Origin of the sequence: Micromonospora sp. AMSO12t (assembly GCF_008806585.1) — a bacterium.
GTDB classification, from domain to species: Bacteria; Actinomycetota; Actinomycetes; order Mycobacteriales; family Micromonosporaceae; genus Micromonospora; species Micromonospora reichwaldensis.
Genome location: NZ_WAAS01000197.1, coordinates 1 through 12,337, shown reverse-complemented (window position 1 = coordinate 12,337; position 12,337 = coordinate 1). Strand labels below are relative to the sequence as shown.

Here is a 12,337-nt window from a genome sequence, read left to right as displayed (position 1 = left end):
GCCGCGCGCAGCGGCGGGCACACCCCACCGGGCACCCCCACCCAGCACCTGATCGTGGCCGCCTACGCCCGGGCCCTCGCCGGGAACGGCGGACCGATCGGCATCCACGACCGCTTCTTCGACATCGGCGGCGACAGCATCCGCGCCATCCGGGTCGTCGGGAACCTCCGCGACCAGGGACTCGACCTCACCGTCACGGACCTCTTCCGGTACCGGACGGTCGCCGAGCTCGCCGCGGCCGTCGACGCCCGGGAGGGCGGGCTGCCGGCCGAGGCCACCCGCCTGGTGGACCGGTTCGCGCTCATCGGCGAGGAGGACCGGGCCCGACTGCCCGAGGGCGTCGTCGACGCGTACCCGCTGTCGATGGCGCAGGCCGGCATGGCGTACGAGATGCTCGCCGACCCGACCGGCGAGCTGTACCTGAACAGCCTCTGCTACCCGGTCGAGGGCGACGCGCTCTCGCTGCCCGCCCTGCGCGCCGCCGCCCAACTGCTCGCCGCCCGGCACGAGATCCTGCGGGCCTCGATCGACCTGACCTCCTACCGCGAACCGCTCCAGCTGATCCACCCGAGCGCGGAGATCCGGGTCGGCCACACCGACCTGCGGGACCTGCCGGCCGCCGAGGTGGAGGGCACGGTGGCCCGGCTGGTCGCCGAGGAGCGCCGGGACCGGTTCGACCTGGGCACGCCGTCGCTGCTGCGGCTGCACGCCTACCAGCTGGCCGACGACCGGTGGCGGCTGCTGGTCAGCTACAGCCACGCCATCCTGGACGGCTGGAGCCAGAACTCGCTGGTCCCGGAGCTGCTGGCGTACCACCGGCGGATCCGCGACGGGCAGGACCCGCGGCCCGCCCCGATGCCGGCCGTCCGGTTCGCCGACGCGGTGGCGCTGGAGCGCCGCGCGGTGGCCGCCGGGGTGGACCGCGAGTTCTGGGCGTCGCGGGTACGCACCCACGAGCGGCTGAGCGTCCCGGCGGCGTGGGCGGGTGCGGGTGCCCGGTACCGGGCGGTGCGGCTGCCCTTCGCCGACCTGATGCCGGGGCTGCGGGAGCTGGCCCGCACGGCTGACGTACCCCTGAAGAGCCTGTTGTTCACCGCGCACCTGGCCGTGCTGGGCGTCGTGACCGGGCAGCGGCGCTTCCACAGCGGGCTGGTCTGCAACGGGCGGCCCGAGCTGACCGACGGCGACCAGGTGCGGGGCATGTTCCTCAACACCGTGCCGTTCACGGTGGAGCTGACCGCGTCGACCTGGGCCGAGCAGGCCCGCCGGGTCTTCGCCGGGGAGGTCGCGCTCTGGCCGCACCGGCACTACCCGCTGCCGGCGATGCAACGCGAGTGGGGCGAGCAGAAGCCGCTGGTGGACGTCTTCTTCAACTACACCGACATGCACGTGCTCGACCTCGACGGCATCGACCGGTCGGCGATCACCGACACCACCCCGAACGAGTTCGGCCTCTCGGTGTCCAGCGAGCCCGGTCAGCTGATCATCGAGGCCGGCACCGACCGGATCTCCGACGGCCACCTGGACCTACTCACCCGGACCTACCGCCGGGTGCTGGAGGCGATGGTCGCCGACCCGGCGGGCGATCCGCGCCGGTGCGGGCTGCCGGAGCCCGACCGGCGCGCCCTGCTCGGCCTCGGCGCCGGCGGACCACGACCGGTCCCGGACGGGACGCTGCCCGAGTGGGTCGCCCGGCAGGCGGCGGCCACCCCGGACGCGGACGCGGTGGTCTTCGGCGCCGACGTGCTCAGCTACGCCGAGCTGGACCGCCGGACCAACCGCCTCGCCCACCACCTGCGGGAGCTGGGCGTCGGGCCGGGGACGCTGGTCGGGGTGCACCTGAACCGCAGCGCGGACCTGGTGGTGGCGTTCCTCGCGGTGCTGGCCGCCGGTGGCGCGTACCTGCCGCTGGACCCGGACTACCCGGCGCAGCGGACCGCCTTCATGCTGGCCGACGCCGGCGCGCAGGTGATGGTGACCGAGACCGCGCTGGCCGGGCGGCTGGACACCGCCGGAATCCGGACGGTGCTGCTGGACGCGGAGCGGGCGGCCATCGCCGCCCGTCCCGAGCGCCGGCTGCCCGGCCGGCCGGCCGCCGACGACCTGGCGTACGTCATCTACACCTCCGGTTCGACCGGCACCCCGAAGGGGGTGATGATCAGCCACCGGGGGCTGGGCAACTTCCTCGCCGCGATGCGGCACCGGCCGGGGCTGCCGGCGGGGGCCACCGTGGTCGGCCTGACCACCGTGTCGTTCGACCCCTCGGTGCTGGAGCTGTACCTGCCGCTGCTGGTCGGCGGCCGGGTGGTGATCGCCGACGCGGAGCAGACCCGGGACCCGCAGCGGATGGCCGAGCTGATCGACAGCGCCGAGCCGGCGGTGCTCCAGGCCACCCCGGTGACGTACCGGATGCTGCTGGACTCCGGCTGGTCCGCACCGCCGGGTGCGACCGTGCTCTGCGGCGGCGAGAAGCTGCCGACCGGGCTGGCGGTCCGGCTCGCCTCGACCGGGGCCACCGTGTGGGACATCTACGGGCCGACCGAGACCACGGTCTGGTCGACCACGACCCGGCTGGCCCCCGACGGCCGACCCGTCGACTTCGGCATGGCCCCGAACGCCGGGCTCCACATCCTGGACGAGCGGCTGGAGCCGGTACCGGTCGGCGTCCCCGGTGAGATCCACATCGGCGGGGACGGGGTGGCCTGGGGCTACCGGGGCCGGCCCGCCCTCACGGCGGAGAAGTTCGTTCCCGACCCGCACTCCACGGCGCCGGGCGCGCGCATGTACCGCACCGGCGACCTGGCCCGCTGGCACGCCGACGGGCACCTGGAGATCCTCGGCCGCGTCGACCATCAGGTGAAGATCCGGGGACACCGGATCGAACCGGCCGAGGTCGAGGCGGCGCTGCTGGCCCACGAGCACGTCCGGGCCGCCGTGGTGCACCCGCAGCGGTACGGCGGGGAGCAGGAGCTGGTCGCGTACCTGGTCGGCGGGGGGCGGCACCCGGTACCGACCGGCGAGCAGCTGCGCGAGTTCCTGCTCCGTACGCTGCCGGACTATCTGTGCCCGGCCGCCTACGTGGCGCTGGACGCCTTCCCGCTCACCCCGACCGGCAAGGTCGACCGCAACGCCCTGCCGGTGCCGCGACCCGGTGCCGGCGGGCGGAGGGAACCCGTGCGGGTCGCGCCGCGTACCGCCGACGAGCGGACGGTCGCGCAGGTGTGGGGCGAGGTGCTCGGCACCGGCGAGGTCGGGGTGCACGAGAACTTCTTCCAGGTCGGCGGGCATTCGCTGCTGGCCACCCGGGTCGCGGTCCGGCTGCGGGACCTGCTCCGCGTCGACGTGCCGGTCCGGGCCCTGTTCGACCACCCGACCGTCGCCCGGCTGGTCGGGGCGCTGCCCGGCTATCCGAAGCTGGGCGACCGGCCGGCGGTGCCCAGGCTGACCGCCCGGAGCCGGCTGGCCGACGTGGCCGCCCGCCGGGGTGCCCGGTGACCGCGCGCGGGGGCACCGCTGGTCGCCGCCGGATCGGTGGCGACCGGTGAGCCGGGTCGACGCTCCGGTCGTCGGGGAGCGGATCCCGCCGCTGCACCGCAACCGGGACTTCCTGCTGCTGTGGAGCGGGTCGGCGGTCTCCATGCTCGGCTCGACCGCGTCGCTGGTGGCGTACCCGCTGCTGGTGCTGGCGCTGACCGGCTCGCCGGGGGCCGCCGGGCTGGCCGGTTTCGTGGCGCTGCTGCCGACGCTGCTGTTCCAGCTGCCGGCCGGGGCGCTGGTGGACCGGTGGGACCGCAGGCGGGTGATGATCTGGTGCGACGTGCTGCGGGCCCTGGGGGTGGGCAGCATCGTGGCGGCGATCGCCGTCGACGAGCTGCACCTGTGGCACGTGCTGGCCGTCGGTTTCGTCGAGGGGACGCTGTCGGTCGGGTACGAGCTGGCGGCCGGCGCGGCGATCCCGAACGTGGTGCACCCGAGCCAGGTGACCACGGCGCTGTCGCGCAACGAGGCCCGGGAGCGGGCCGCGGTGATGGCCGGCACCCCGCTCGGCGGGGCGCTGTTCGGGCTGGGGCGGATCTGGCCGTTCGTACTGGACACCGTCTCCTACCTGGTCTCCCTGCTGACGCTGCTGTTCATCCGCCGCGACTTCCAGGCCGCGCCGGCCGACGCTACCGCCCCCGACACCCGTCCCGGGAAGCTGGCCGCCGAACTCACGCACGGGCTGCGGTGGTTGTGGGGGCAGCCGTTCCTGCGCACGGCCACCCTGCTGGTCGCCGGCAGCAACCTGCTGTTCCGCGTCCTGTTTCTGATCATCATCGTGGCGTTCGAGGCCGCCGGTGCGGCCCCGGCCGCCATCGGCCTGCTGCTCGGTGTGGCCGGCACCAGCGGGGTGCTCGGCTCACTGGTGGCGACGTGGTGCGCCGGGCGGTTCCCGATGCGCGCGATCGTCATCGCCGCGAACTGGGTGTGGGCGCTGATGACCTGCGTCATCGCCCTCACCGACGACCGCTACCTGATCGGCGCCGCGTACGCCCTGATGTGGTTCGTGGGGCCGATCTGGAACGTGGCGGTCGCCGGGTACCAGATGGCCATCACCCCCGACCGCATCCAGGGCCGGGTGCTCAGCGCGGTCAGCCTGCTGGCCAACGGCGCGGTCGCGCTCGGTTCCCTGGTCGGCGGCTTCCTGCTGGAGTCGCTCGGGCCGGCACCCGCCGCGTGGTCGATGGCCGTCTGGATGGTCCTGCTCGCCGCCCTGGCGACGCTCAGCCGCTCGATACGTCGAGCGGGCTTTCTGCCGATCGAGCCCTCAAGGAGGAGCTGAAGGTGTTGCGCACCATACTCAAGTCGAAGATCCACCGCGCGGTGGTCACCCAGGCCGACCTGCACTACGTCGGCTCGCTGACCATCGACGAGGATCTGATGGACGCCGCCGACCTGCTCGCCGGCGAGCAGGTGCACGTGGTGGACATCAACAACGGCGCCCGCCTGGAGACGTACGTCATCGCCGGCAGGCGCGGCAGCGGGGTCATCGGGATCAACGGGGCCGCCGCCCGGCTGATCCACCCCGGCGACCTGGTCATCATCATCAGCTACGCGGCGATGGCCGACCCGGACGCCAAGGGGTACTCGCCCCGGGTGGTGATGGTGGACGAGGCCAACCGGATGCTCGGCACCACCGACGACCCGGCCGAGGCGATCCCCGGCACCGCGACCGTTCCCGGTAACACCCTGCGGGCCGCTACGGATCCCCGTAGCGGGAGTGAACATGCGGGCCGATGAGACCGACGTCGGCGGGGTGCTGACCACGATCGGCGGCTCCCCACTGGTCCGGCTCGACAAGCTCATGCCGGACGCCGCGTTCACCCTGTGGGCGAAGCTGGAGGCGCACAACCCGGGCGGCAGCATCAAGGACCGCTCGGCCTTGGGCATGCTCATCGACCGGCTGCGGACCGGGCAGCTGCAACCCGGCCGGTCGGTGGTGGTCGAGTCCAGTTCGGGCAATCTCGGCATCGGGCTGGCCCAGGTGTGCCGCTACTTCGGCATCCGGTTCATCTGCGTGGTGGACCCCCGCACGAACGCGCAGAACATCGCGGTCATGCGCGCGTTCGACGCCGAGGTGGAGGTGGTGACCCGCACCGACCCGGCCACGGGCGAGTACCTGCCGCAGCGCATCCGCCGGGTCCAGGAGCTGGTCGCGACCATCCCGAACGCCTGGTGGCCGGACCAGTACGGCAACCCGTTGAACCCCCGCGCCCACGAGACCACCATGCGGGAGATCGTCGAGGGGGTGCCCGCCCCGCTGGACTTCCTGTTCTGCGCGACCAGTTCCTGCGGCACACTGCGCGGCTGCGCCGACTACGCGCGCCGGCACGAGCTGGCGCTGACCATCGTCGCGGTGGACGCCGCGGGCAGCGCGATCTTCGGTGACCACCCCCCACGCAAGCGGCTCATCCCCGGCCACGGCGCGGGGGTCCGACCGAAGCTCTACCGGGACGGGCTGGCCGACAAGGTGATGCACGTCGACGACCTGGACTGTGTGGTCGGCTGCCGCCGGCTGGCCCGCCGGGAGGCCATCCTCGCCGGTGGCTCGTCCGGGGCGGTGGTGGCCGCCCTGGAGCAGTTGCGCGACCTGATCCCGGCCGGCGCGACCTGCGCGCTGATCTTTCCCGACCGGGGTGAGCGCTACCTGAACACGATCTACGACGACGACTGGGTGACCGGGCACTTCGGCGACGTCACCCACCTGTGGAGGGACCAAACCATGGACGTGCCGTCATGCTGATCGTGTCCGCCGGCGAGGTCCGGCAGATCCTGGCCGACCGGGAGGACGCCGTCCTGGACGCGGTCCGCCGCGCCTACGTCCTGCACGCGCGGGGGCGTACGGTGCTGCCGCACTCGGTGTTCCTGCGGTTCCCGGAGGACGCCCGCAACCGGATCATCGGGCTGCCCGCGTACCTGGGCGATGATTCCCCGGTCGCCGGCATGAAGTGGATCTCGTCGTTCCCCGGCAACGTCGACCGGGGGCTGGCCCGCGCCTCCGCCGCGATCGTCGTGAACTCGATGACCGACGGCCACCCGGTCGCGCTGATCGAGGGCTCCACGATCTCCGCCCGGCGGACGGCCGCCAGCGCCGCCCTGGCCGCCGGCGCCCTCGCCCCGCCCGCCGGCGGCGTCTCCCTGATCGGCTGCGGCGTGATCAACTTCGAGGTGCTGCGGTTCCTCCGCGCGGCGCTGCCCGGCCTGACGGAGGTGACCGTCTTCGACCTGGACGCCGGGCGGGCCGCCGCGTTCGCCCGGCGCTGCGCGCGGTGGGACCTGAAGGTGCGCGTCGCGGGCGGCGTCGAGGAGGCGCTCGGCGCCCACCCGCTGGTCTGCCTGGCCACGACGGCGGGCGTTCCGCACCTGGGGCTGGCGCACTGCCGGCCCGGGACACTCGTGCTGCACCTGTCGCTGCGGGACATCTTCCCGGCGGACGTCCGCCGCGCGGTCAACGTCGTCGACGACGCCGACCACGTCTGCCGGGCGGCCACCTCGCTGCACCTGGCGGAGCAGGAGACCGGCAACCGCGACTTCATCGCCGCCGGCATCGGCGAGATCCTGGACGGGGCGGGCTGGCGGCACGACCCGGAACGGGTCACCGTCTACTCGCCGTTCGGCCTGGGCGTGCTCGACCTCGCCGTGGCCGAGGTGGTGCGGCGGGCCGCGGAACGCGACGGCGTCGGCACCCGCCTGCCCGACTTCCTGACCATCGCGCCGGAGGCCCCGGATGCCGACTGAGCCGGGCGTCGCACCGTGGAACGACACGGCCAGGAGCTACCCGGGGCAGCCGGCCCTGCACGAGCTGGTGCACGGGCAGGCGGCGCACACCCCGGCCGCCGTCGCGGTGGTCACCGAACGGGAGCAGCTCAGCTACGCCGAACTGGTGCGGCGGGCCGACCAGCTCGCCGACCTGCTGGTCTCGCGGGGCGTCGGCCCCGAGTCCCGGGTCGGGGTGTGCCTGCACCGGGGCGGCGACCTGGTGGTGGCCCTGCTCGGCGTCCTCACCGCCGGAGCCGCCTACGTGCCTCTGGACCCGGAGCACCCGGCCCGGCGGATCGCCCTGCTGGTGGCCGACGCCGGGCTGGACACCGTGGTGACCGACCCGGGCCTGCCGGCCCTCGCCGAGGCGGGCCGGAGCATCGCCACCGTGCCGGTGGGCGGGGGTACCCCCGGCCGGCCGGCCCGGGCGCCGCGGGTCACCGTCGACGCGGAGCATCCGGCGTACGTCATCTACACCTCCGGGTCCACCGGCCGGCCCAAGGGCGTGGTGATCCCGCACCGGGCCATCGTCAACCGGGTCCGCTGGGGGCTGGACGCGCATCCGCTGGGCCCCGACGACCGGGTGCTCCAGAAGACCCCGTACGGCTTCGACGTCTCGGTGCCGGAGATCTTCGGCACCCTGGCCGCCGGCGCACGGCTGGTGATGGCCCGCCCCGGCGGACACCGCGACCCGGCCTACCTGATCGACACGATCCGCCGGTACGGGATCACCGCGGTCCACTTCGTACCGTCGATGCTGCGGGCGTTCCTCGCCGAGGTCCGCGACACCGGCGCCCGTTTGCCCACCCTGCGCCGGATCGTGTGCAGCGGCGAGGAACTCACCGGTGACCTGGTCACCGAGGCCGACGAGCTGATCGGCTGCGAGCTGCTCAACCTCTACGGCCCGACCGAGGCGGCGGTGGAGGTGACCGGTTCGTGCTGCCGGGCGGGTGAGCCGGTCAGCATCGGCCACGCGGTGGCGAACACCCGCACCCACATCCTGGACGAGCGCGGCGATGCGGCGGAGGTCGGCGAGCTCTGCCTGGCCGGGGTCCAGCTCGCCCGGGGCTACCTGGGCCGGCCCGGGCTGACCGCCGAGAGGTTCGTCCCCGACCCGTTCGGCCCGCCCGGCACCCGGCTGTACCGCACCGGGGACCTGGCCCGGCGGCTGCCCGACGGGGCGGTGGACTACCTGGGCCGGATCGACCACCAGGTCAAGATCCGGGGCCACCGGGTCGAGCTGGGTGAGATCGACGCGGCGCTGCGTACCGTGCCGGGGGTACGGGCCGCCGCCACCGCCGTGCACGCCGGCCAGCTCGTCGGGTACGTGGTGGCCGGCGCCGTCCCCGGCGTCCGGGTGTTCCGGGCCCACCTCGCCGAGCGGCTGCCCGGGCACATGGTGCCGTCGGCGTTTGTGGCCGTGCCGGCGTTGCCGGTCGGGCCGAGCGGCAAACTGGACCGGGCGGCCCTGCCCGCGCCCGACGGGCACCGGCTCGCCGACGGCGAGCGGGTCGACCCGCGTACCGACGACGAGCGCCGGCTCGCCGGCATCTGGGCCGAGGTGCTCGGCGCCGGGCCGGTCGGGGTGCACGACACCTTCGTGGAGCTGGGCGGCGACTCGCTGGCGGCCACCCGGGTCTGCTCCCGCCTGCGCCACCTGTGGGGCCGGTCGCTCTCCCCCGCCGACGTGCTCACCGCCACCGTGGCCGACCTCGTCGGGGCCGGCCGGGCGGCGGCCAGCACCGGTGCCGCAACCGGCGCGACCGTGCCGCCGGGCGCACCGGACGTCGACGCCGACCGGCCGGCCACCGGGGCCCTCAGCGCCGCCCAGCACCGGATCTGGTTCGCCGACCAGCTCGATCCGGGATCGACCACCTACACGATCACCGAGTCCTACCGGCTGCGCGGACCGGTCGACGTCGACGCGCTGCGCGCCGCCCTGGCGGACACGGTGCGCCGGCATCCGGCCCTGCGGACCACCTTCCCGTCCCGGCGCGGCGTGCCGTACGCGGAGATCGGGCCGGACGCCCGGGTGCCGGTCGAGGTGCGCACCGTCGCCGGCCTCACCGAGGCGCGGGCGGCCGTCGATCGGCTCGCCGCCGTGCCGTTCGCGCTCGCCGAGGGGCCGCTGCTGCGGGTCACCCTACTGCGGCTGGCCCCCGAGGAGCACGTCCTGGCCGCCACCGTCCACCACGTCGTCGCCGACGACTGGTCGATGGACGTGCTGTGGCGCGACCTCTGCCAGGCGTACGCGCGCCGCCGCCGGGGCGACACGGCGGCCGTCGACCCGCTGCCGCCGGCCCCACTGCCGGCGACCGACCCGGCCGACCTCGACTACTGGCGCCGGCACCTCGCCGGCGCGCCGCCCACCCTGGACCTCCCGACCGACCTGCCCCGACCGGCGCGACTGCGGCAGAGCGGGGCCACCGTCCGGTTCGGCCTGTCGGCGGAGACCACCGCCGCGGTGCGGACGCTGGCCCGGGCCACCGGCTCGACCCCGTTCATGGTGCTGCTCGCCGCGTTCACCGTGCTGATCGGACAGCTCGCCGGCCGCGACGACCTGGTGGTCGGCACGTTCGCCGCGAACCGCGACACGGAGGCGGCCGAGAACGGGATCGGGATGTTCGCCAACACCCTCGCCCTGCGGGTGCCCTGCCCGCCCGAGGCGGCCTTCACCGACCTGCTGCTGCGGGTACGTGACGTGGCGCTGGCCGGGTACCGGCACCAGGGGTTCCCCTTCGACCGGCTGGTGACGGCGCTGCGTCCGAAGCGCGACCTGGGCCACAACCCGCTGGTCCAGGTCGCCTTCCAGACTCTCGGCGACCTGACCGGTCGGCTCCGGCTGCCCGGGGTGACCGCCGAGCCGTTCCGGCACGGTCAGGGCGGTTCCCCCTTCGACCTGCTGCTCACCGTACGAGGGGAAGGAACGCGGCTGACCGGGTGCCTGCAGTACCACGACGACCTGTTCACCGCCGACCGGGCCGCCTCGTTCGCCGCCGGCTTCAGCGGGATCCTCGCCGCGGCGGTGCGCCGTCCGGAGGAGGCGGTCGGGCGGTTGGCCCGGCAGTGGGTCGTGGGCACCGGTGCGGAAAATGCGGGGGCGGCGGCCGGCAATCTGGGTGCGGCGGCCCGATGAGCGAGCGACGAGCCGTTCCTAGCCTGGGTCGGTAGGTCACCACCACACGGCCCAGGAGACGATCATGAGGAACGCGTCGAAGCCCGTACTCACCGCCCAGCAGCTCCGGGTGCTCGAACTCGTCGCCGAGGGGTACGACAACGCGGGGATCGCGCGGGAACTGCGCTGCTCACCACACAGCGTGAAGAACATGATCTACGACCTCATGGCCCGGTTGCAGGTCTCCAACCGGGTCCACGCGACCGCGTACGCCATCCGGCACGGACTGATCTGACCCGGCGGGTCCGGCTCAGATGAGCCCCTCGCGCAGGGCGCACGCCACGGCGTGCGCCCTGTTGCGCACCTGCCACCGGTGGGTGATCGTGTGCACGATGCCCGTCACGGTGCGGACCGAGTAGGCCAGCGAGCGGGCGATCTCCTCGGTCTCGTGCCCGTCGGCGAGCATGAGCAGCACCGCCCGCTCCCGCTTGGTGAGCTGCCGGGCCGCCGGCCGTTCCGGGGCCCGCTCGTCGGCCCGGGTCAGCAGGTCCCCCAGCAGGTCCGACGGCACGGTGAAACTGCCTCCGGCCGTCGCCCGGATCGCCGGACGCAGCCGGTCCGGGTGGACCTCGCAACGGCGCAGCAGCCCGCCGGCACCCGCCGCCACGGCCTCGACCACGTCCGACTCCCGCAACGTGTCGGCCACCAGCAGCACCCGCCGGCCGGCGCGGGACAGCGAGCGCAACAGGACCAGCACCGCGTCGCCGACCTCGTCGGTCACCACCAGCACCACGTCCGGCCGGTCGACCACCACGGTCAGCTCCGGGCACACCCGCACCATCTCGTCGACACCGACCCGTACCGCCGGGTCGGCGGCGATGACCTGCACCCGTACCTGCTCGTCCATGCGCACCACTCCAGGAAACTCGTCGCTGACGGACGGCAACGAGAATGTCACCGCGCCTGCGGCGACCGGTACGGGGAACGGCCCCCATATTCTCGGCATCCCCGGACAGCTTCCGCACCCGGCCGCGCGCTACGTCGCGATCAGGCTCTATCCCCATGCCCTATGACGAGCAGGTGGGAGGGATCCGCCGTAGGCATCATCGACACTGCCGTGTCACGTGCGCTTGCGGATCTCGTCTGCGGCCTGCGGGACGATCTTGAACAGGTCGCCCACCACACCGAAGTCGGCCAACTCGAAGATCGGCGCCTCGCCGTCCTTGTTGACCGCGACGATCGTCTTCGACGTCTGCATACCCGCCCGGTGCTGAATCGCACCCGAGATACCGAGCGCGACGTAGAGCTGCGGGGACACCGTCTTGCCGGTCTGACCCACCTGGAACTGGTGCGGGTAGTAACCGGAGTCGACAGCCGCGCGCGACGCCCCGACAGCACCACCCAACAGGTCGGCCAGCTCCTCGACCAGCTTGAAGTTGTCGGCGTTACCCACACCACGACCACCCGAGACCACCACACCGGCCTCGGTCAGCTCCGGACGCGAACCCTTCTGCTCGGCGACCCGGTCGACGACCTTGGCCAGCTTGTCGGTGTCCGCCACCGCGACGGTGAGCTGCTCGACGGCCGGAGCGGCCGCCGCCGGGACCGGGTTGACCGAGTTCGGCCGGACCGTCACCAGCGGCAGACCACGGGTGACCTTGGACTTGACGATCGTGGAACCGGCGAACGCCACCTGCGTGGCCGTGCCGTCCGCGGCCAGGGCGACCACGTCGGTCAGGATGCCGTTGTCCAACTTCACCGCCAGCCGGGCAGCGATCTCCTTGCCCTCCTGAGACGAGGCCAACAGCACCGCGGCCGGCTGCACGCGCGAGACCAGCTCGGCCACCACGGTCGCCTTCGGGGCCACCAGGTAGCCGTCGATCTCCTCGCTCTCGGCCGCGTAGATCTTCTCCGCGCCGTACTCAC

9 protein-coding genes are annotated in these 12,337 nt (G+C 73.9%); 7 read left to right on the top strand and 2 right to left on the bottom strand.

From position 1 onward, the window contains the following. From F6X68_RS23715 to F6X68_RS23685, 7 genes are all read left to right on the top strand, one after another. A partial coding sequence (locus F6X68_RS23715) for a non-ribosomal peptide synthetase (RefSeq protein ID WP_151456350.1) occupies window positions 1-3,495 on the top strand: 3,495 nt, incomplete at its 5' end. Window positions 3,496-3,541: 46 nt separating this feature from the next. Then, window positions 3,542-4,819 (top strand): MFS transporter, encoded by a 1,278-nt coding sequence (locus F6X68_RS23710; protein WP_151456349.1) that lies wholly within the window; start codon window positions 3,542-3,544, stop codon window positions 4,817-4,819. Between the two features lie 2 nt (window positions 4,820-4,821). Then, entirely contained in the window at window positions 4,822-5,277 is a 456-nt protein-coding gene (panD, locus tag F6X68_RS23705) for an aspartate 1-decarboxylase (RefSeq protein ID WP_132240573.1), read from the top strand. Beyond that, on the top strand, window positions 5,264-6,280 hold the full coding sequence (gene sbnA / locus F6X68_RS23700; protein ID WP_151456348.1) for a 2,3-diaminopropionate biosynthesis protein SbnA: 1,017 nt from the start codon (window positions 5,264-5,266) through the stop codon (window positions 6,278-6,280). Before panD ends, sbnA begins: the two co-directional genes overlap by 14 nt. Beyond that, window positions 6,274-7,275 carry a 2,3-diaminopropionate biosynthesis protein SbnB gene (sbnB, locus tag F6X68_RS23695; RefSeq protein WP_151456347.1) on the top strand — a complete coding sequence of 334 codons (1,002 nt, stop codon included), beginning with the start codon at window positions 6,274-6,276 and terminating at the stop codon, window positions 7,273-7,275. The genes sbnA and sbnB overlap by 7 nt, the downstream gene beginning before the upstream one ends. Beyond that, window positions 7,265-10,432 carry a non-ribosomal peptide synthetase gene (locus F6X68_RS23690; RefSeq protein ID WP_151456346.1) on the top strand — a complete coding sequence of 1,056 codons (3,168 nt, stop codon included), beginning with the start codon at window positions 7,265-7,267 and terminating at the stop codon, window positions 10,430-10,432. The genes sbnB and F6X68_RS23690 overlap by 11 nt, the downstream gene beginning before the upstream one ends. Window positions 10,433-10,496: 64 nt before the next feature. Further along, a complete protein-coding gene (locus F6X68_RS23685; RefSeq protein WP_121401277.1) occupies window positions 10,497-10,706 on the top strand; it encodes a response regulator transcription factor in 210 nt (69 codons plus the stop codon). A gap of 15 nt (window positions 10,707-10,721) precedes the next feature. On the opposite strand, the gene F6X68_RS23680 is transcribed toward F6X68_RS23685, so the two are convergent. Both F6X68_RS23680 and F6X68_RS23675 read right to left on the bottom strand, forming a co-directional pair. Then, window positions 10,722-11,369, bottom strand: coding sequence for a response regulator transcription factor (locus F6X68_RS23680; protein WP_192581518.1), 648 nt, complete (start codon window positions 11,367-11,369; stop codon window positions 10,722-10,724). A gap of 162 nt (window positions 11,370-11,531) precedes the next feature. Beyond that, window positions 11,532-12,337 (bottom strand): electron transfer flavoprotein subunit alpha/FixB family protein (locus F6X68_RS23675; RefSeq protein WP_151456344.1); only part of this gene is annotated, 806 nt, incomplete at its 5' end.

Excerpts from the sequence above, each read along its gene's own strand:
- sbnA (WP_151456348.1), top strand. The coding sequence starts at position 5,264 with ATGCGGGCCGATGAGACCGACGTCGGCGGGGTGCTGACCACGATCGGC.
- sbnB (WP_151456347.1), top strand. The coding sequence starts at position 6,274 with ATGCTGATCGTGTCCGCCGGCGAGGTCCGGCAGATCCTGGCCGACCGG.
- F6X68_RS23690 (WP_151456346.1), top strand. The coding sequence starts at position 7,265 with ATGCCGACTGAGCCGGGCGTCGCACCGTGGAACGACACGGCCAGGAGC.
- F6X68_RS23685 (WP_121401277.1), top strand. The coding sequence starts at position 10,497 with ATGAGGAACGCGTCGAAGCCCGTACTCACCGCCCAGCAGCTCCGGGTG.